This window comes from Marinagarivorans cellulosilyticus (genome assembly GCF_021655555.1).
GTDB lineage: Bacteria > Pseudomonadota > Gammaproteobacteria > Pseudomonadales > Cellvibrionaceae > Marinagarivorans > Marinagarivorans cellulosilyticus.
Window position 1 is genome coordinate 2,066,614 of record NZ_AP023086.1, and the last position, 20,977, is coordinate 2,087,590.

Annotated in this window: 18 protein-coding genes; 6 read left to right on the plus strand and 12 right to left on the minus strand. The window is 47.6% G+C overall.

The window, feature by feature from the left end; all coding sequences use genetic code 11:
- Positions 1–181 precede the first annotated feature (181 nt).
- The 3 genes from MARGE09_RS08080 to MARGE09_RS08090 all read left to right on the plus strand — a co-directional run bounded on the left by MARGE09_RS08080 (position 182) and on the right by MARGE09_RS08090 (position 5,073).
- Complete coding sequence (locus MARGE09_RS08080; protein ID WP_236986825.1) at positions 182–2,026, plus strand: carbohydrate binding domain-containing protein; 1,845 nt, start codon at positions 182–184, stop codon at positions 2,024–2,026.
- Positions 2,027–2,115: 89 nt separating this feature from the next.
- Complete coding sequence (locus MARGE09_RS08085; protein WP_236986826.1) at positions 2,116–3,357, plus strand: c-type cytochrome; 1,242 nt, start codon at positions 2,116–2,118, stop codon at positions 3,355–3,357.
- 885 nt (positions 3,358–4,242) lie between these two features.
- Positions 4,243–5,073 (plus strand): malectin domain-containing carbohydrate-binding protein, encoded by an 831-nt coding sequence (locus MARGE09_RS08090; RefSeq protein WP_236986827.1) that lies wholly within the window; start codon positions 4,243–4,245, stop codon positions 5,071–5,073.
- A gap of 411 nt (positions 5,074–5,484) precedes the next feature.
- Here MARGE09_RS08090 and MARGE09_RS08095 read toward each other — a convergent pair whose 3' ends face one another.
- The 10 genes from MARGE09_RS08095 to MARGE09_RS08135 form a co-directional block, all read right to left on the minus strand.
- On the minus strand, positions 5,485–6,906 hold the full coding sequence (locus MARGE09_RS08095) for a nucleoside hydrolase-like domain-containing protein (RefSeq protein WP_236986828.1): 1,422 nt from the start codon (positions 6,904–6,906) through the stop codon (positions 5,485–5,487).
- A gap of 167 nt (positions 6,907–7,073) precedes the next feature.
- Positions 7,074–9,119 (minus strand): nucleoside hydrolase-like domain-containing protein, encoded by a 2,046-nt coding sequence (locus MARGE09_RS08100; protein ID WP_236986829.1) that lies wholly within the window; start codon positions 9,117–9,119, stop codon positions 7,074–7,076.
- 304 nt (positions 9,120–9,423) lie between these two features.
- Positions 9,424–10,275, minus strand: a complete 852-nt coding sequence (locus tag MARGE09_RS08105) for a helix-turn-helix domain-containing protein (protein WP_236986830.1) — start codon at positions 10,273–10,275, stop codon at positions 9,424–9,426.
- Positions 10,276–10,505: 230 nt separating this feature from the next.
- On the minus strand, positions 10,506–10,862 hold the full coding sequence (locus MARGE09_RS21725) for a YbaN family protein (RefSeq protein WP_420828090.1): 357 nt from the start codon (positions 10,860–10,862) through the stop codon (positions 10,506–10,508).
- 43 nt (positions 10,863–10,905) lie between these two features.
- Positions 10,906–11,589: a DUF6445 family protein gene (locus tag MARGE09_RS08110; RefSeq protein ID WP_236986831.1), complete on the minus strand. Its 684-nt coding sequence runs from the start codon at positions 11,587–11,589 to the stop codon at positions 10,906–10,908.
- A gap of 101 nt (positions 11,590–11,690) precedes the next feature.
- Positions 11,691–12,890, minus strand: a complete 1,200-nt coding sequence (locus MARGE09_RS08115; protein ID WP_236986832.1) for a glutathionylspermidine synthase family protein — start codon at positions 12,888–12,890, stop codon at positions 11,691–11,693.
- 2 nt (positions 12,891–12,892) lie between these two features.
- A complete protein-coding gene (locus MARGE09_RS08120; RefSeq protein ID WP_236986833.1) occupies positions 12,893–13,543 on the minus strand; it encodes a DUF1190 domain-containing protein in 651 nt (216 codons plus the stop codon).
- A gap of 9 nt (positions 13,544–13,552) precedes the next feature.
- Positions 13,553–13,966, minus strand: a complete 414-nt coding sequence (locus tag MARGE09_RS08125; RefSeq protein ID WP_236986834.1) for a DUF350 domain-containing protein — start codon at positions 13,964–13,966, stop codon at positions 13,553–13,555.
- Positions 13,967–13,984: 18 nt separating this feature from the next.
- A complete protein-coding gene (locus MARGE09_RS08130; RefSeq protein WP_236986835.1) occupies positions 13,985–14,410 on the minus strand; it encodes a DUF1851 domain-containing protein in 426 nt (141 codons plus the stop codon).
- A gap of 11 nt (positions 14,411–14,421) precedes the next feature.
- A complete protein-coding gene (locus MARGE09_RS08135; protein WP_338040751.1) occupies positions 14,422–15,108 on the minus strand; it encodes a tRNA-uridine aminocarboxypropyltransferase in 687 nt (228 codons plus the stop codon).
- Between the two features lie 65 nt (positions 15,109–15,173).
- On the opposite strand from MARGE09_RS08135, the gene MARGE09_RS08140 reads away from it, so the two are divergent.
- Together MARGE09_RS08140 and MARGE09_RS08145 are read left to right on the plus strand one after the other, a co-directional pair.
- Entirely contained in the window at positions 15,174–17,546 is a 2,373-nt protein-coding gene (locus MARGE09_RS08140; RefSeq protein ID WP_236986836.1) for an esterase-like activity of phytase family protein, read from the plus strand.
- A 202-nt stretch (positions 17,547–17,748) separates the two neighbouring features.
- Positions 17,749–18,555, plus strand: coding sequence for a hypothetical protein (locus tag MARGE09_RS08145; protein WP_236986837.1), 807 nt, complete (start codon positions 17,749–17,751; stop codon positions 18,553–18,555).
- A 121-nt stretch (positions 18,556–18,676) separates the two neighbouring features.
- On the opposite strand, the gene MARGE09_RS08150 is transcribed toward MARGE09_RS08145, so the two are convergent.
- On the minus strand, positions 18,677–18,886 hold the full coding sequence (locus tag MARGE09_RS08150; protein ID WP_236986838.1) for a hypothetical protein: 210 nt from the start codon (positions 18,884–18,886) through the stop codon (positions 18,677–18,679).
- A gap of 393 nt (positions 18,887–19,279) precedes the next feature.
- Between MARGE09_RS08150 and hemC the strand changes: the two genes are divergently transcribed.
- Positions 19,280–20,209, plus strand: coding sequence for a hydroxymethylbilane synthase (hemC, locus tag MARGE09_RS08155; protein ID WP_236986839.1), 930 nt, complete (start codon positions 19,280–19,282; stop codon positions 20,207–20,209).
- 68 nt (positions 20,210–20,277) lie between these two features.
- On the opposite strand, the gene MARGE09_RS08160 is transcribed toward hemC, so the two are convergent.
- Entirely contained in the window at positions 20,278–20,829 is a 552-nt protein-coding gene (locus MARGE09_RS08160; RefSeq protein WP_236986840.1) for a pyridoxamine 5'-phosphate oxidase family protein, read from the minus strand.
- Between the last annotated feature and the right edge of the window lie 148 nt (positions 20,830–20,977).

A 20,977-nucleotide genomic window follows, 5' to 3' on the forward strand; every position in this document is an offset into this window, starting at 1 on the left:
AGGCGCGGCACGATCTTCATTAGAGATTAATAAAATGAATAACAATAAAAATACAAGAATATCCGGTAAGCGCCATGCTGGTCTGCATTCGCTGCCAGCTTTCCCGAATTCGCTGGGGGCTTTAAAGCTCCGTTTAATAAAGCTCCTTTTAATAAAGCCCCTTGTAATAAAGCCCCTTGCAATGGCTGTTTCTGCGATCACTCTTTCGGCGTGTGTGGCGGGCCCTACTACTGACACAAGCAGCTCTGCAACCAATCATTCTGAAGCGACGCAAGTATCTAGTAGCGCAATTGCAGGGCCTCAAAGTAGCTCAAGTGTTGCCCCTGCTAGTGCGGCGTCAGTACCGGTGGACTGCTCGGCGGTGAGTGCTAGCCAAGGTAAAGTTGCATACGAGGAAGAGTCTTGCCTAACGTGTCATGGTGCTGTTAATGAAGCAGCAGGCTCGGCTCCTGGTGCGGGCGGTGGTGCTCCGCTGAATTTCAATAATTTTCCAATAGTTAGCCAAGGCGGCACCAGCCTTAATAGCTATATCGCCAATAATATGATGAATTTTGGCGGTGGTTGCGACGGCGATGCGGCCTGTGAGGCAACGGCCGATAATATCGCCACTTATTTCAAAAGCCTGTCCAGCGAACCTTGGTGTGATACCCCCGCATCGAGTGAGCAGGCATCCAGCTCGGTGCCCGCAAGCTCTTCATCCAGTAGCGAAGCGCCCCAAATGGCTGCCGGCCCAGGTACCGAAAATACGCTGCTCGACAGCACTGGTGAATTTGAAAGCGGTATGGAAAATTTTACCACCTACGATCATGGTACGGGGGATAACGATAACAGCACCCCAGCGCTGACTCACTTTAATTGGGATAGCAATGGCGCTGTAGAAATCACCGTTAATAATGTATCAACCGCGCCTTGGCACGTGCAGCTTATTCACGACACCGATATTCGCTCGGGCTTAATGTACACCCTTTGTTACGATGCTGTGGCCGACGTTGAACGCGATATCGAAGTGGATATTGATACGCCAAGCACCTACACCAGTGTGGTCGGTGGCGCCATTGATGTGACAATTGGTACAGATTTTCAGCGTTATACCCATACCTTCACTGGTGCGCAAACCGCCAGCGATGCACGTGTTTTATTTAACTTGGGTATCGAGGATGGCGATGTAACCTTCGACAATATTGGCCTTTATCACGGCACTCAGTGTAACGAAGTGAGCATGATACCGCCGCCACCGGAGCCCGGTGAGCCAGACCCCAGTGCAGGTTGTGGGCAAGCTCCTGGGCAAACGGGCAATACGCCTATTGGTAATGGGAATTCTTATTTAGTCGCGCTTCCGCAAAATTATGACCGTAATAAAGCCTACCCATTGTATTTTGATTTTCACAACACGAGCAGTGATGGCCCAAGGTATTCGACACGCGGTGACGGTTTTAGTCGTGATGCCAAAAACAACGCCATTTTTGTTTACCCCACAGCGAGAAACATCGGTGGTGGTTGGGGTAGCGCTGATTTTCAAATGTTCGAGCCATTGTATAACCGTATCACCGATCAGTTTTGTGTGAATAAAGCGGCTGTATTTGCGACCGGATACAGTAGTGGCGGTGATTACTCAGGGATGATCGCATGCGAGCACGGCGATAAAGTTACGGGTATTGCACCGGTTAACCCCAAACCTGTGGGCGGCTATCAAGTAACGAATCCAGAAGGGCGGAACTGTAAAGGTAATGTTAAGGCGATTATTATTTACGGTAATAACGATACGGTTTTAAACGCGTACATGGGCGCCAGCGGTAGAGATATGGCAGAGTTCTACCGAGTTAAAAACGGTTGTTCAACAAATACATCGGATATGCCTGGGTACCCACAGTGCAAAACTTACCAAGGTTGTATGGCTGGCGCAGAGGTCTCTTACTGCCCTCATAACTGGGGGTACGGCGGTGATGGCGCTAGCAATGGCGCCGGTCATGGCTACCCGAACTGGACCACCAGTATGTTCTGGGATGCCACGGCAGAGTTTCGGTAGTTAAGTAAAGCGCTGCATTTTCGAGTGTAGCGCTTTACTTAAAACTCTATCTAAATCCTATTTTTCTGCCTGTGATGTTGGAGCTTGTTATGTTGGCTTTAAAATACTTGTCTCATCGAAAATGCATAGCACTCTGTGCATACCTGTTACTGAGTGCGTGTACTGGTGACACTAGCCGTTCCTCCGTCGCGAGCAGTTTATCCATTGCAAGTTCTTCTGTTACAAATTCTTCATCTGCCAGCAGCGGTGATATGACTGGTGGCGCCGCTTATCAAGGTGCCGATGGCATAAAAGGTGGGCATTTGTATGCTCAGTTTTGGGCGAGCGAAACGGGTTTTACACTTAATAACAGCGAGCTTGTCGACCAGGCTCAACTTGATGTTATTGCACAAAAGCCCCTGTTTTTTGCCTGTAGCCACTGCCACGGCTGGGATCAGCTTGGCCAAATGGGCGGTAACAGTAACTTAGCGCCTAACGCGGATAGGCCGCGAGTTGCCGATATTGACCTTGCATTATTAGCCGAAATATCGAGCCCACAAGCGCTGTTTAATCGCGTAAAAGATGGAACAAATCGCCGTTCCATTGACGATACGCTTGCCGATTACGAGCCGTCAAATAACGCTGCAGTTGGCGACGCCATGCCTGCCTATAGCGACATTCTTACCGATGCCCAAATCTGGGATATTGTTAAATTTTTGAAAGAAGAAGCTTTAGATACCACAGCGCTTTATGACCTAATCCTTATTGGTGGCCAGTACCCGCGCGGGCGCGGGTTTTCTAACTTGGGTGTTGATGGCAGCGATGTTGCGGGTAAAGAACTATTTGCAAGTGCATGTGCTGATTGTCATGGGGTTGATGGTACGGCTGTTTTGCTTGCCGGCGGTAATTTCACTGTAGGTAAGTACATGCGTAACAAACCTTTTATTGGCCAGCATAAAGCCAAATTTGGTAACTTGGGAAGTGCGATGGGGCCAGTGCTAAAAGGTGCTAACTTGGGCGATATTCAGGATTTGTTTGCGGCCATGCGTGATAAAAATGCGTTCCCTGATGTAAAGCCCGAACCTGAACTCGAACCAGAGCCTGAACCAGAACCAGAACCCCAGCCAGAGCCAATAGACGGGTTGTTACAATTTCTTCGGCACTGCTCAAGTTGCCATACCGGTAATGGAGAAGGCGTGCAACGCTTTGGCGATGTTACCGGCGCTAGTGCTGAGTTAATCAATTTTAAAATTCAGACGGTACCCACGATGGCCCATCTAAAACCTGACGATTTGGCTCAGTTTGCGACGCTTGAAGAGATTGATGCGATTGCTGAATTTTTAAGGCGCTGATTATTGAGGTGCTGATCATTGAAGTGCCTTGGTGGGCGTTGTTGTCTCGCGCCTAAAACCCAGCAGTGATCGTTGATACAGGGCCGGCAATAATAAAATTTTCACGATAGTCGGTTTTTTTGTCGAGCTGAAGTTACCGAAGAGTGTACGCTTTGAGCAACGAAGATAAGGAAATCGAAATCAAGCGGTGGTGGTTAAACCTAAAAACCGCAGTTGAGCATCAAAGCCTACGCATCTTTTTGGCTCTAAACGGCGGTTTTTAGGTTTAACACTGTTGGGCTTTGTAGCGCGAAGTTGGCTTTAGGCGCTCACCTATCTTAGCGATATCTTCTGCCGGAAGTGCGCTTACGATCAAGGTTATTCGTATTACAAAATAACGCAATAAAACCCCTTGTATTGCCCCAGTAGGGCTGCCTTTTTGAGCGGACCCACCCCCAAATAAAGCCCCTTTACTTTGTTTTTAGGCCCATTGGGCCGTCACGCTTGGCTTTTCAGTGTTGATGTCAATCACAGTTCTTACATTCTCTTAGAAATCAAATCGCCGGTGTATTGCTGTGCCTGCACCTCGCAACCTCAGGCGTTATGCGGGTGCTAGAGGCAACCTCTTTTTGGGGCTTATAGCATCCTTATTATCCGGGTTGTTCACATTGTTATTCAGGGAGAGCATTTTTTCCGTTAGATATATCTTAAAAAAACATTATGCCCTAGGGGCCCTTTGTGATTCGGATTGATTTTAAGGGCCACCTAGAAAGACAAATGTAAACGTATACATCTGTCTTTCTGCATATTTGAAACATTTTAGAGCTGTACCTCAGACAACCCCATAGCTTGATCGGAGATAATTAAATGATAAATAGTAAAGCGAGGCGCATAGCAGGATGTTTTATGCTCGCCGGAACCGCCGGCGTGCTGAGTGCCTGCGACGGCGGTGTTGCCAGTAGCTCGAGTACTCCTGCGAATACAGCAAGCAGCAGCCCTGTGATTCCGCCGGTATCAAGCGCCCAAACAGTATCCAGTGCGCCTGTCGCATCAAGCAGTGCGCCTAGCGTTCCAGTATTTAATCCTCCGCCTGAAGAAGTTGCTGGCCCGCCAACCCTTACAATGGCGATTAATGCCGGTGGTGGAGCTGCAACCCTTGATGGTATTCAATACCAAGCCGATGCTTATTTTACGGGTGGTTTGACCTATACCGGTAATGTCGATATTGCCGGTACTAACGAGGACGACGTATACCTTAGCGAGCGTTACGATAGCTCGAGCTATGCTATTCCAGTGGCTAATGGTAACTACGAGGTTCACTTTAACTTTAGCGAAACCTATCACGAAGGTGAGGGTTTACGTGTTTTCAACGTAATGGTTGAAAACGAGATGATGTTGAGTAATGTCGATATCTACAAGACGGCGGGCTTCAATGCCGCGCTTACAGAAAAAGTTAGCAATATTTCCGTTAACGACGGCACTGTTTTGGATAATTCGATGACGACCATTTCGACCGAGTCTGCTGATGGGCGACACAAAACGGCCGATTTTGAACTCAACGGGGTATTCCACGCGGTTACTGGTTGTGGTGGCCGCATTAAAACAGGTAACGGCGATTTTATTGATGTTAATGATTACGCCTCTAATATTTATAACACGATGCTTCGCAGTTTTGGCGCCAGTGGCGGTAATTTAGTGGGTGACGGTAGAGGTGATTTAAGCTCTATAAAGGCGTAAGCGCTTGGTTCGCTTTTGAATTGTTAATGGATATGTAGCCACTCACATACGAGGGAAATGTGAGTGGCTTTTTTTTACCTGAGAAAAGCGCTCGATAAATAGCCCTAGGCGGCGATTCTTATTGCTGTGCGAGTTGTTAATTTCAGACGTTAATACGGGAAGAACGTAAACTAGGGGGAGGAAAAAAGTGCCCTAAAAATAGGGCACAAGAGGTGAGGGACACCTACAAAAAAGTCTACGTTGTTAGGGTACGGTTTGATGAGCTTTGTCGCTTCCCGCTTTTTTGCGGTTATACTCTGAATAATAATTTTTTGGTGTGTTTGTTAAGTAATTATCGAGCACTTCACAAAACAATAGGGTACCACTAAAAATGGCCCTGAATTAGGACCATTTTTAGTGGTTTAATAAATATTATTGAACATTAAAAATAATCCGGCGATATGCATATAAGTTGGGGGTGCTGGAATCCTTCAATGTTAAAATAACGTGAATGTTTTCTCCATTTGCATCGCTAGGTATTTGCACCGATGTTTTCATGGATGTATTGTTACTGAACTTTACACTGCCTTTGTAAGAGCTGGCGTCACTGTAAAATTCCCAATGGTAGTTTAGGTTGTCGTCATCTGGGTCGCTTGAGCCGCTTGCGTTTAATATTACGCTGGCGCCTGCATGGGTATTAATGTAAAGCACTTGCTTGCTAGTGCTGTTATTAACAACGGCAATAGGGGGATGGTTGGCGTTGGCGTAATCGCTATTAATGCTCCAATCCATACGTGCTTCAAAGTCGTTATTGTAACCATCGGCCCATTTTCTGGCGCCGCTATTGCTGTAGTTGCCGTACATTAAATATGGATCGTATTTGGCATCCTCGCCCTCCATGCAGCGCATGCCTCGGATACCTATTTGTTTTTGCGTATCGAAGCGCCCACCCCAACTGCCGTGCCCCACCATTTCTGGGTCGTTAAGACCATTGGGCACAAGGTATAAAAACGCGGGCGTGTCGCCTTCGGGCGAATAAATAGCGCTAGGGAATACTGCGCCTAATGGACCGTGGCTTTGAACATGGGTTTGCCACCAAGGATTATTTTTGTCGTGTTGCCAGTCGTACACTTTTGTGGCGCGAATATAGAAAAGGTTGGGGAATGTTTTTGCGAGCCAAGTGCCGGCGTTATCTTGGCCTAAAACATCATAAACGCGTAGTTTACTTAAAAATTTATTTAATTCGGCTTCCGTGCGAGTGTTTTGTACTTTCCAAACCGCTTGGGCAATCGTATTGCAACCGCCCCAGCAGGTTGCCCATACCGGGCGAGGGTCGTCCTTATCGACAGCTTTAATAATGAGTTCAGATCCTGGGCTGTCTTTACCTTCGCCTACGTCGTCCATGCCATAACCTGTTTGCCCCATCACCGAGATGGATTTTAAATAGGCGTGCGAGGGGAAACCCTCGGCATGTTTTTGTAAATTAGGCAGTACTTGGCCGTAGGCATCGACGATTTTATCGAGCATTCGGGTGTCGCTTTGAGATTTTTTCCAGCAGCCAGTGGAAACAATTAAACCTTCGATATCAAATTCATTGGCCATAACCAGTTGGCGAACCATTGATTGTTCGTCATCGGGATCTGCGCCTAAATCTGTGGTGTTGATAATGCGTGGTTTGCTGTTGTAATTTTGGCTGCTTTTTGTGGTTGTAATATTGGCTGAGGGTGTGTGCTCGGCGGATGCGTTGGTGGTGGTTTGCATTGCAGAGCATGCACCTAAAGAGGCCGTAAATAAGCTGACCATTATGGAGGGTTTAATAAGGCTTAATAGTGAAGTATTGGTGGTGTTTAACACTTTCTCTCCGGTCTTGCGGCGGTGAATTAGGGTGTTATTTCGGGATTATTAAATTACTGTGGCTCAACCATTACCTGATATGCGCTGCGGCTTGATAAGAGTATGGCTTGTGCAACGAAAAGGGGGGCTATTAATAGCCCCCTTTTTTTGCGAACGTTTAAGTTCTGTTATTTAACATTAAGTACCACACGGCGATAAGCCGTTAAGCTCGGTGAGCCATTATCTTTAAGGGTAAGGATAATATGAATGCTCTTACCGCGCGCATCAGATGGAACCTGTACGCTGGCTATTGATGTGCCGCTAATGGAAACAGAACCCCCGTAAGAGCTTGGGTCTTTGTAAAACTCCCACTTGTAATTGAGATTGTTGCCATCTGGGTCACGAGAGGCTGACGCATCTAGCGCCACGGTAGAACCCGCCTGAACATCCATGGTCATCACTGCCATTTTTTCTTGGCCGTTAAGCACAATAATGGGGTGGTGATTGACCGCGTTGTAGTTGCTGGTGGTGCTCCACTGCATACGCGCTAGGAAGTCGTTGTTGTAGCCATCGCTCCATCTTTTGATCGAGTTGTCTGCGTCGCCGTGCATGTAGTGCGTGTTGTAGGCGCCGCTGTTCATGCAGCTCATGCCCTTAATGTTGGCCGACTTGGTGGCATTAAAGCGCCCGCCCCAGCCGCCTTGAGTAATTTCGTCAGGATCGTTTAAGCCTGGTTGCACCACATGCATGAACGCTGGGGTATCGCCCTCTGGTGCATACTTAGTATCGGGGAATTTTTGCCCCAATGGCCCAAGAGATTGAATTTGTTTGTAGTAAGTACCATTCTTTTCAGGTTGCCAGTTGTAAACGTTACGTGTGCGTATGTACATCAAGTTGGGGAAGGTTTTGGCCAGCCAGTTACCGGCTTCGTCTTGACCCAAAACATCATATACGCGCAGTTTGCTAATAAACTTATCGAGTTCGGCTTTCGAGCGAGTGTTTTGCACTTTCCAAACGGCTTGAGCAATGGTGTTACAGCCACCCCAACAGGTAGCCCAAACTGGGCGAGGGTCGTCTTTATCGACGGCTTCGATAATAAGGTTAGAGCCTTCACTGTCTTTACCGGCGCCGACATCACCCATGGCATAACCCCTTTGGCCGTATACCGATATGGACCTTAAATACTCGGGTGTTGGAAAGTCGCCATGCACTTTTAGGTTGCTATACGATTGCTCGTAGGCCTTAAGAATGTTGTCGAGCAGTGAAAAGCCAGAGCTGTTTTGGGCTTTTCGCCAGCAGCCGGTGGTAACAATAAGGCCTTCAATATCGACGGTATCGGCCATTACCAGCTGACGGATTAATGATTGCTCGTCGTCAGGGTCTGCGACTAAGTCTGTGGTATTGATAAGGCGATGTTTGTAAGTGGTGCCACTTGGGTTGCCGGTAGAAGAATTGCTTGCCGAGCTTACGGACGAACTCATAGCAATACTGCTGGAAGAGCTACCTTCTTGACCGAAGGCAAAGCCACCGCCTTCAAGCCGGAAGGAATCAAGCTTGGCGCCATCTTCGCGGCGTTGAATTTTAAGTGTGTAAGCCAGCCCTGGCGTTAAGCCATCCCACGTTGCGATTTCCAGCTCTTCATAACCGGCTGTTGAAACGTTGTTTTGCGCTGCCCAAGTGGCATCTTTGCCTTCTAGCTTGTAAAAGAAGCTATCGTTGGTGGCATCGAAAAAATTCACGGTAGCATAAAGCGTCGCGGACGATGCTGCGGCAACGATAGAGTAAAAAAGCTGGCCTGCGCCGTTATCTAAGGCTTCTGTGCTTTGGTCGCCGGTGCCCGGCCATACCATAATGGTTCGGCCATTGTCACTCTGAGATTCAAAAGGCTGTACCTGAGAGGCTGCGTCGTAATCCTCGGCTTCAATGGTGGTAAGCAGTGCGGTGTTATCCGGTATTGATGACATCGTGCTGGAAGATACTGAGCTTGAAATGGCGGCGCTTGAGGCGACGGAGCTTACTGCCATCGCTGAGCTTGATGGCGCAACGCTAGAGGTTGCCTCGCTCGATTGCACGGTGTCACTAGAGGCGGCTAGGCTTGCGGATGATTCGTTTGCGCTAAGGCTAGACGAGCCTGTTGTGTCCCCAGCGCATGCGCTAAGCGCCGCAACAATCAGCCCGAGTGTGATGGTGCGCGGGATGCGCGTAATGCGATGTTGGTGCGTAGAATCAAACATAGTTTTCTCCAGATTCGCAGGCGTAAAGTTAACGGTTGCAACGTTTATTGCGGGTTGCCTTAAGTTGCGGCGGGTAAGCGCTAAATTGCGAGGTTGCGCCCTAACAGGGGGGGCATTACCTGCTACGGTAAGTACCTGCCGTGTTCGACGGAGTAGCGGATGCGCCGCCGCACTAGCTTAGTGTTGTCGTTAGCTGGTGACTGCCTGCTTTGCGGAAAAAAGCGCCTGAATCGTAGGCTTTTGCTGGCTTTAGTGTGTAACTTGTAAGTCAGTCACGAAATTGCGGGGCACCTTGCTGGGCTGCTTAACGGTGGTGTTTTCGGTAGGCGCGCGGTGAGCAACTAAAGGCATGATTGAACACATCATTAAATCGGCTGATGGATTGAAAGCCCGACTTTAATGCAATTTCGGTAATGGCATCATCTGTGGTGGTTAATAACCGTTGAGCATGAGATAACCGGTGCTGTGTTAGGTAATGAATTAGCGTTGTGCCAAAGCTTTTTTGGAATAAGTTCATCGCATAGTTGGGGTGCAGGCCCACGAGTTCGGCGACGTCTTGTACGGTAATTTTTTGCGTGTAGTTTTGTGCAATGAAGCACGCCATTTTTTCAACGCGACTTAAGCCGGAATCAGAAATACCTGCAAGCCCCTGTGTGCTGCCTTCTTCATAGTAATTGGCCGCTAAGCGGGTTAAGCGAGCTTGCATCTCCAAGAGTACGGGCTGTTCCGCCAGTTGCGAATGTTGAGCTAAGTCAGAAACCCAGTTTTCCATGAGTTGGATATCTTTGCTGGCCTTATGAGGCTGCGACTCACTCAATAATTGCCCTTGCATTAAGGCTTGAACAAAGCTATCTGGCAGCCGCCACTGTAAAAAGTGCTGCAATGGTATGGTGGCGACTAAGTAGGGTACGTCGTTTTCGTAACCAATAATTTGGTGGGGAATGGCAGCCCAAAAAAGGCTAAGCCTTCCGGCGCTTACTGTGGTTTTTTTCCCCCCTAGCATGTAGGTAACAGACCCAGCTGGGAGTAGGTTAATTTCTATCTCGTTGTGGTGGTCTGGGCGAGGCATAATAGTAGGTTGCCAATTTACACACGTTAAGCCGTAAGGTTCAAAGTGAGGGCGACCGGGGTCAAAGGATACGCTGAGATTATTCATTATTAACTAAACCAACTGTAAAAAGTGAATGCTGTGCGTATTGTTGTTAAACAGATACCGACAAGCTGCTCAGCTAATAGTAGGTTAAAAATCAATCATTTTTAAGATAAAATTGGTCAAAAAGGGTGATGGGATTCGCACCTTTTTGGCTTTACCTCAAATGTGTTGATTGGTATTACCTTTAATCCAAGAAATTTCACTTAAGAGCGGTCGATACTATTAAATGCTAGCTATTGCTCGGGTCTTCGCCAGATATAAATTGAAACGATACTACCTATAATTGCGAGCATTACCACTAAATAAAGCTTCTTTATTAATAGCATCGAAATAATCATGCCTGCCCATATACTAACGATAGCACGCAATTTTACAGTGCGAGGTATCGTTTTTTGGCCTGACCACTGTTGCACTAGCGGCCCGAGAATACGGTGATTAAACAGCCAGGTACGGCACCGTGGTGATGATTGGCTAAAGCACCAAGCGGCGACCAGTAAAAACGGTACGGTTGGTAGAAGGGGTAAAAAGATGCCGATAACGGCAAGCACAACGGTCAGCCAGCCAATAGTCATTAAGAATATATTTCGCATAATGCCCGTGCTGTATTGGGTTTGTTAACTAAGCCTAGGTGGCTTACACAAATTCTAATAGCATATTTGCTGTTAGGCGACCTGTCAGCGGGTTAGCGTCTATATCGGTTTTTGGGTTAACTAGAGCGGTATGCAGCAAGCAACCGGGGTAGGCGACAAGGCGATTCAGTTTAAATTCTAATTCGCGGTAGCACTCGTATTGCTCGTTATTGGCTGGGCAGTATGCGGCGCTTTGCGGTGTAAAGTGCTGAAGGTTATTTTTCACGTAATCAAAATACGTTTGTTGCCTTGCTTCGTTTATATATTCAAACCCTGTGGGTTTATGTCTGAATAAACCTGTACCGCCATGAGGTTGATCATTTAAATAATGTAAAACTGCAATCGTATATTGGCTTGGCGTATCAAAATGCGGCAGTGTCTGAATGGCTTTTAATTCGTGCGGTTGGCGCGTAATGAGCGAATAACGCAAGTCGACGGGTTTAGCTGTCAAATGTTTGGGAATGTTATAAATAGCATATAGGTGCGGTATAAGGGGCCTTACGCAGTCTAAAACATATTCTGCCGGCAGCCGTGAGCGCATGCCTGGGTAAAAACTATTGGCATCTTGATTAAAAGCCGATTGTTGTACGGCGTAATCAATAATTTTTTTGGTATCTGAAACATAGTCGTCAATAATAATGACGGGGTTTTTACTGTGCCCAAGATGTTCAACCCTTGGCTTGCTCAAGTGACTCTCCTGTTGGCTTGCGGTGGTAGCCGCTACTGTCAGTTAAAAGCAGTAGCGGGTTTAATGCTTGCGCAATAATATTTAACGCTTTTAGGCGCTCTTTAATCAACGATGCAATGCGGAACAAAGCGCGAGCTGTCTTTGGTGATTAGCGTATTGTCTTCGCGAATACCAATGCCAGCGGGTTCGTCGCCGACGACCCAGCTGCCAATAACGGCGTATGTATCTTCGTTTTTTTGTGATTTTGTATTCACGCGGCTAAAGCGCGGTAATTCGCAGAAGGCTTGGCGGATGGTGGCTATATCGTTATAGGGGCCATCTTCTTTTAATGTTTCACCGGCATCGGTGATTATTTCTACGTTGGCGCCTTCGCGGGAAAATAGCGGCTTGCGCACCCAGCCTGCTTCCAGAGCTGGTCGGTTTGCTGCGCTTTCGCTGTTTTCTTCGAAAAAAGCGGGCAGTAAATTAGGGTGGTTTGCGTAGCGTTGCCACAACAAAGGTAATATGCCTTTATTGGATAGCAGCATTTTCCATGGCGGTTCGATCATTTGGGTTTGGCTGGTTATTACGACTTGGCCAAAGTCTTCGCGCAGCATAAATTCCCAAGGGTAGAGTTTAAATAGCCCTAAAATTTCAAAATCTTCTTCATCAATAAATTGGCCGTTATATTCACCAATGTTTTCGAGTGGAATATAGCGCGCATCAATGCCGCTTTGGCTGGCGATATCCATTAAATAATTGACTGTGCCTTTATCTTCGGCGCTTTCCAGTACGCTGGTAAAATGTAGCGGTGTTGGGAAAGGCAGAGTTTTAAAGGCGTTTTCGAGCTGGTCTTGTAGGGAATTAAATTGGTCTGCAGTAGCGGGCAACAAACCACTGGCTATTTGTTGCTCTAGCCATATCCACTGAAAATAACCGGTTTCAAATAAGCTGGTAGGCGTGTCGTAGTTTAGCTCTAATAATTTAGCTGGGCCTTGGCCGTTATAGGCTAGATCCATGCGGCCATAAAGGTGGGGGTCGCTGTTGCGCCAACTGTTGGCAACATGATTCCAGTAGCGCTCGGGTACATCTAATTGGCTTAGCAGTTGCTCGCTATTAATAATGTCGTCAATAAGGCTTACCGCCATTTGGTGTAATTCGGCGGTTGGGTCTTCAATATCGTTTTCGATTTGTGCTAACGAAAACTGGTAATAAGCACTTTCGTCCCAGTAGGGTTCGCCGTCGATTGTGTGAAAATCAAAACCGACAGCTTCGGCTTGGTTGCGCCAATCGGCGCGTTCAGCAATGGAAATTCGCTTCATAATTAGCCGCCAAAACTGTTAGCACGAAAAGACGCTTGTTTACCAAAACCGCCGCGTGGCACCAAGCGCCCGGCTTGGGGTTTTATGCGGCTAGGGTTAACTTTTACTGGGCCGGTGGTACGTGATACCGCGGTATTATTGGCTGTGCGATAAGTGGCGCGGTCGTCGCCAGACTTATACAACGGCTGGCTGGCCACATTGCTGCGCGTTTGTGTTGCGCCATTGCCTGCGGTGGTTTTTGTGCCTGTTTTGTTATCGCCTGCTTGTGGGCCATTGCCGGTAAATTGGTTGCCCGAGCGATTAAACATTTGGCCGGCTAAATAACCCATCATTAACGGCATAAAAAAGCTGCCGCCTTGTGCGCTTTGTTGCGGAGCCGTTTCGCAGCCGCCTACGCCAAAGTCGGCTTCGCACTCGGCTTTATTAGCATATTTTGGGGCTGTTTGTGGGTGCAGTGCTAGTGCTTGTTGATAATCGGCTTCGCACTGTTCTTGGGTGCTTAAACCTGATTGCGCACATTGCTCTGGCGTTTGATAGACCAAGGCCGGTTCGTCATCGGGGTGTTTAACACAGCTTGCTAGTGTAAAGGTTGTGGCCGGCACCATTAGAATAAGTGCGGCTTTTTTACTGCGTTTAAAAGTTTTAATCGTCATGGTTTTATCCTAGTAGCTCATACAGGCTGAATTAATAAGGCCAACGGCAATAGCGGAGGCTGCCACTAACGTTGCGCTGGCGAGTTCGCCTTGTTCAATACGTTTAGGTAAGTCGGAAACGACAACCCGCAAAAGTACAAATGTTAATGCTTGTACAACTAATGCAACGGCGCCCCAAAGTGCGCAATCGATTAACGACATTGAATGGGTAATGGCGCTGGCAAGCGGTAACGCAAAGCCAATTAGTGCACCGCCAAAAGCAAGGGCCGCAGCATTATTATTTTGCCGAATTAAGCCAAATTCATCGTGAGGGGTTAGCCAAGTGTAAAGTCGAATAAAAATAAGGCTAAGGGTGATTGCGAGTGCAAAGTAAGCCAAAAATGCAGGTAAACCCGCGAGGGATTGTGTTGTGGTTTCTAACATGTGTTTTTCCGGAATGGTTTAAGTGTGAGTAAGGCGCGGTAATAAATCGCTGATGTAATCAATTATTTTTACCGTGTGGATATTATGGGGGCCGTAGTCGCCGCCTTCAAAGGTCGGCTTAATAAAACCAAAGCACTCGCCTTCGGCAAGGGTGAGGCCATCGTCATTGAGCATGGCTTGAGCATTAAATTGATACCATTGATCACCTAAATCAAGGGAAACCGGCGGCAGGCCGTGTTCGGCAACCAAGTCACTGACATCGGTAATAGTGCCGTCGGTAAAGCTGTACAAAATATGTTCATTCGTGTTGGGCACATCGACTTGGCGCTGAATAAAAACATCGCCAAAGGCTGTGATGTCGAGCAAGGTGTCTTGATCGGTCAGCGACAATATTTTGCGCAATTGCAACATAAGTGGTGGGCTTATGGTGATGGGGTAGTGCATAGGTTGGCCTGTTAACGCATGTGTTGGCTAAATGATAACTGCATTTGATGAAGGCAATCATACAGTGGCTGCACGTTACAGTGCTCCGCTTTTTGTAGGCATATGGCCACGGCTTCCAGTGTTGATAGGTAATGGGCTTTGGGTGCCTTGCGAATATGGTATTGAGAGGTTGTTGTTTCAATGCTGATCTGTGGGTATTGCTGTAGCCAAGGGTTGAGCTGCCACAGTTTATAAGCCTTCTTCCATGTACCGTCTAAAAACAATAAGCGTAGCGCGAGGGCTGGCTGCTGGGTCTTTTCTTGCTGTTTGATAAAAGCTTCGAGCGGCAGGCTGCCGGCTGCTGGGTAAACGACAACAATCGGCCTGGCTTCGGTTGCCAGTTGGCTTTGCAGCTCCGTGAAATCATCGGCTTGTTCACCCATCCATACGCGGGCTTTAGGCATGCATAGGGTCACTAAGCGGGCGGTATTCTTGGCGGCTTTTTGCTCGCTAGGGTGCTGCAAGATGTCCACATTGGCCATGCTTTTTACCGGTGCTACAGCGCAGCAGATACAAGTGCTTAAGGGGTAAAGGCATATTTGGCAGTGGGGTCTTTGAGTCATGCGGCGGTTACGGCGGCTATCTAAAAGCAGGTGGATGAACAGTGCGAAGGGCACACTATCAGTTCCGCGGTCACAAAAAAACCATAAAAGCGTCATTAATAATTCATGCTAGCCCCGTACAAAGGCGCCTTAATTTTTTGATTGATGTACCGGAGTCCTACATGAATTTTCAAAAATCGGCCCTCGCCTTTGCTATTACTTTATCGTTGGGCGCATTAAGCGGCTGTAGTGATGATGACGATAAAAGCTCGCTAGCTTCAAGTGTTGCAGCAAGTAGTGATGCCCAAAACTCCAGTGCTGCTAGCTCAAGCGCAGCTGCGCTAGCGATGACTTTTAACCGGCTATCGACCTTTGCTGTGTGTGAGCAATTGGATGCCACCTGTAATGTTGACGATGAAACTGTTGCAGAGATTGTGACAGCGAGCAACGATGGCAATACGCTCATTTATACCGACGGCGTACAAAATAGCTTGGGTTTTATCGATATTACCGATGCCGCGATGCCTAAAAAAATGGGTACGGTGGTATTAGCGGGCGAGCCAACATCCGTTGCTGTAGTGGGTAACTATGTGGTTGCCGGTGTGAATACCTCGGCCGATTACGTCAATACCTCGGGTGAACTTGCGATTATCGATTTAGCGACTCAAATGATCGTACGCACTCTGGATTTAGGTGGCCAGCCAGATTCAGTGGCCGTTAGCCCCGACGGCAAATATATTGCCGTTGCGATTGAAAACGAACGTGACGAAGATCTAGGCGATGGCATGCCGCCGCAACTACCGGCTGGCTTTTTAATGGTGGTAGATGTTGCCGATACTGTGGATGCATGGGCTGCGCGCAAGGTCGAGTTGGTGAATCTTGACGATATGTTGTTCCCGGCCGATCCAGAGCCAGAATTTGTATCGATTAATAGCGACAATATTGCCGTTGTTACCCTGCAAGAAAATAACCATATTGCGATGGTCGATCTTGCGTCGGGCGCTGTGACTGCGAGCTTTTCTGCTGGTACTGTCGACCTTGTTAATATTGATGCCACTGAAGAAGGCGAGCTGCACTTTACTGAAAGTTTGGATGGTGTAGTGCGTGAGCCCGACGGCGTGACCTGGATGGGCACCGAGTATTTTGCGACAGCCAACGAAGGCGATATGGATGGCGGTAGCCGCGGTTTTAGTATTTTTGATAAAAATGGCAACGTTATTTGGGATGCCGGCAACATGCTAGAGCATTTAGCGGCGCGTTTTGGCCACTACCCTGACGAGCGTGCGGGCAACAAAGGTAACGAGCCAGAAAATGTGGCTTACGGTATGTATGGCGATACAGGCTATTTGTTTGTTAATGCCGAGCGCGCAGGCTTAGTTTTTGTATTTGATGTAAACGACCCGACCGCGCCTTTATTTAAACAAGCGTTACCTGCCGGCGTAGGCCCTGAAGGGGCGCTGGCTATTCCATCACGCAACTTGGTCATTGTCGCCAACGAAAAAGATGCTCGCGCAGATAAACTACGTTCCAGCGTTATGGTGTATCAGCTTGGCGATGGCACAGCGCAATATCCAACAATTGAATCGGTTAACCGCGATAACGATACGCCGATTGGCTGGGGAGCAATGTCGGGTTTGGCCGCTGGCACCGACAATACGCTCTACGCCATAGAGGACAGCTTTTACAATAGCAACCGTATTTTCACCTTGGATGTTAGTGCTCAGCCTGCGAAATTAACCGCCGAAACAACGCTGATGGACAGCAACGATGTATTGGCGAGCATGCCTGCTGCCGACCTTGCTGAAGATGATATTGCCCGCGCTGGTGTGTTTGATAAACATGATTTAATGGCGATGATAAACAGCGATAAAAGCGTTAACCTCGACCCAGAAGGCATTGCCGTGGCAAGTGATGGCGGCTTTTGGTTGGCATCTGAAGGTGCCGGTACTGTGGGTGACGATACGCGGCCAATAGAATCTTTAAACCTATTATTAAAAGTGGCAACAACCGGCGTGATCGAAAAAGCCATCACGCTGCCAGAAGCCGTGAATGCAATGCAGGTGCGCTTTGGTTTTGAAGGCGTTACCGAGGCCGATGGTAAAGTTTATGTCGCCTTTCAGCGCGCTTGGGGTGACGAAACCGAGGTGCGTATTGGCATTTATGATATCGCCATGGAAAGTTGGGAGTTCGTTTTTTACCCGCTTGATGCTAAAGAATCACAAGCCGGCGGTTGGGTAGGGCTTTCTGATATTACGGCGATAGGTAGCGGTAAATTCCTTGTTTTAGAGCGCGATAACCAAAACGGTTTTGATGCGGCTATTAAGCGCATCTACGAAATAGACTTAATGTCTGTAGCCGCTGGCAGCACAGTAACAAAAACCTTAGTGCGCGATTTAATGGCAGACCTAAGACAAACGAAAGGCATGGTACCCGAAAAAATCGAAGGCCTGGCTGTAACAAGTGAGGGTGACGTTTATATCGTGAACGATAACGACGGTGTGGACGATAACAGCGGCGAAACACAATTAATGAATTTGGGTAAGTTGCTGGACTAACGTTTAGCCATTTTTACCGTTAGCTTTAAAGGCCGCACCTAGTTGCGGCCTTTTTATTTTGCGGTGATTGCAGGCAAAGCATAGGGGTTTGCTTAGGATGGAGCTTGGGGGTAGTATTCGCCGCAAACATTAGCGGTACTTACATATCATCAAGGGCGCCTGTGTCATGTGCGCTTTAATCTTATCTAAAGGAATATCTATTATGAAAACACTCCCTTTTGCTCTGTGTGCCTTTATGGTGTTAGCGCCAATACATGCATTGGCCGAGCAAAAAACAATCGCAAAGGCTGAGCAAAGTAAGGACTCCTTGGTAGCGCAACGTGATCTGCGCAACAAAGAGCAGGCAGATCAGTATTTAACTGAGTTGAATCGTGCTCAGGGTGCGGCGCTAATAGATATTGCGAATAAAATATCGGGCTCTGGTGTTGTTACGCCAGAGTTAACTGCAACGTTAAAAGCAAAAACAGCAAGTTTGTTGGCTGCAAACATTGAGTATGCCAAAAATAAAGATACTGCCCGCGAGCTTAACGCTGTAATGCGCGCTTACGGGGCAATGGGGTATTCGGCAGAGGCCGAGCGCTTGATTCAAAAAGTATTAGACACTAGCCCATCACGTGGTGTACGCAATCGTGCTGTGCGGTTGATACCGAAACTCCATTGGTTCTCAGAGCGAAATAGCATCATGAAATCTATGATGTACTACAAGCCTGAGCAAGCAATAGAAACACACCGTTTAATGGCTCTGCTTTCCTCGGACAGCCCAATTTTTCGACGCTATGGCGCTGAAGAGCTTAATCGCCAGGGCGGTGCTGATTCGGAAGCGTATGCGCTAATGGCTAAAATCTTGGAAAAAGATAAGTATGTTCAATCTGGCGACGCCCTAGATGCGATGGCATGGTACGCAAAAGTATTATCTATATATGCAAAAAGTGATTACCGAGATTTATTACTTGCCATAAAAAATGATAAGGCTGTTTCGAAAAAGCTGCGAAAATATACCAAGCCGTAACAATTAAATGGCTGAGGTATAGCGTTGAACATTCACGGTGAAGAACCACGTTTTTTGCCGTGAAGGTTTGCGTTTTACCAGCGTATGGCTAATGCTATTTAATACGAAATACCACACTCTATTATTGTGATATTTCTCGGTAATCGGAAATCAAATTAATAATTTCGTGGTCGCTAATACAGGCTTTTAAAGCTTCATCTAAGGTGGGGCGCTGGGGGAGGTGAATGTTAAATTTTCGTTTTAACATTTCAATAACTTCACTATCAGCGTTTGGGTCTATAGTGGTACCGGCAAAAACGGCTATGCGTTGTTGTATAAATTCTTTTTTCAAGGTTATAAATTCCTATTTAGCCTTGGGCAGTATTTTATGCCATAAAGGCTCGGTGTATGTGTGCTAGGCTGTTGAATAGCTAGGGGGCTTATTAAGTGGCGGTGAGTTGTGCTGCCAGTAATGTCTGGATGCCAACAATATAAGCCTAGGTATGCCTGCGGATACAGGGGAATTCCCCCCGCTTTTGCTGAACGGTTGCTAGTATACCCTTTATGTGTATCTTTTAGGTGTGTATTGCGGGGGCTAATGGGCAATAGCGCAAAAATTAGCGTGGGTGCCTTAGGTCTGCGAGCGAACACATTAAACCCATCACTGAAACCCCCGCCAAGCTCTGCTATTATCCAACCATCTAGCGCGTATTGCGCCCAACACCGATGAAATTTAAGGCCAGTTATGACTCAAACGTTGCGTATTGCTACCCGTAAAAGCGCCCTTGCCCTTTGGCAGGCAGAATATGTTAAAGCCCGCTTAGAAGGCTTGCATCCCGGTTTACGCGTTGAGTTGGTGCCCATGGTTAGTCGTGGCGATAAAATTTTGGATGTGCCTTTGGCTAAAGTGGGCGGTAAAGGGCTTTTTGTTAAAGAGTTAGAGCATGCGCTTTTGAATAACGAAGCCGACATTGCCGTGCACTCGATGAAAGATGTACCGATGGAATTCCCCGAAGGGCTGGGTTTGTCGGTGATTTGTGAGCGCGAAGATCCGCGTGATGCATGGGTGTCTAGCAGGTTTGCAAGTATTGATGACTTGCCCGCCGGCAGCGTTGTAGGCACCTCTAGCTTGCGCCGCCAAAGCCAGCTATTGGCTAAACGCCCCGATTTGGAAGTGAAATTTTTGCGCGGTAATGTGAATACGCGGTTGGCAAAACTAGATGCCGGTGAGTACGACGGTATTATTCTAGCGGCTGCAGGCTTACTGCGTTTAGAAATGCCTGAACGCATTCGCCAGTTTATTTCGCCAGAGCAGTGCCTACCGGCAGGTGGCCAAGGTGCGGTGGGTATTGAGTGTCGCACGGCCGACCAAAGCACTATCGATTTAATTCAAGCGTTGCACGACGATATAACGGCCGAACAAGTTTTGGCTGAGCGGGCGCTTAACCGTCGTTTAGAGGGCGGATGCCAGGTGCCAATTGCATGTTACGCTATTCAGCGTGATGGCGGCCTGTGGCTGCGAGGTTTGGTAGCAAGCCCAGATGGCACACAAGTGATTTACGATGAAATGAGCGGCAAGCCCAGTGATGCTGAATCTATAGGAGTAGCACTGGCCGAGCGCTTATTGGCGGCCGGGGCCGATATAATATTAAAAGAGGTATACAGCAACGCGTAATTACCAGTAGCTAACATTTAAAGCCTTTGCTGCGGTCGCTGCCGTAAGCAAAGGCTTTTTTTGTTGGCTTAGGTGTTTTTTTCCAGTATATGGGTTTCTATCCCATCTATGCTCGATTGATTTTTCTTTTCCCAGTATTGCTTTAAACCCTGCTCTCCTTGTTTGGTTGCCCACTGATTTAATTGCTCACGCTCCTCGTTGTAGGTGTAAAACGGCACGGCCATACCGCAGGAATTTTGTACCAGCTCTACCTGCATATCAAAAATTTGCCTAGCGCCAACGGTAGCTGGAAAGTGGTTATACAACTCCGCCCATTGTTCATCGTTTTGATGCACCACCTTCGCTTGGCCGTATAAACGCAAAATATTAGGGTTGCCTTCGAATGCTGCAAACATAATCGTCATGCGGGAGTGGCTTTGAATATGTGCAGCGGTTTCGTTACCGCTGCCGGTTACGTTTAACCAAATAACGCGGTTGGGCCCTAAAACGCGTAATGAATCCATGCCTTTAGGGGATATATTGACCCGGCTATCGGCTGTGGCCGTACCTACAAAATAAATCTTTTGCTGCTCGATAAAAAGACGGTTCTTATCATTTATTTCTGTGTATTGCTGTCCCATGGAGAAACTCCTTGCGTATTAGTGTTTTTGTTAACTTAAGGGCATCTCTAAAAATGCACTTTTTCCGCGATAGCGGCTTACAGGTTTTCGCTCCTGCAAAATCTGTATTCAGTCCATCCATGGACATTAGCTCCGTCCTCGAGTCCTC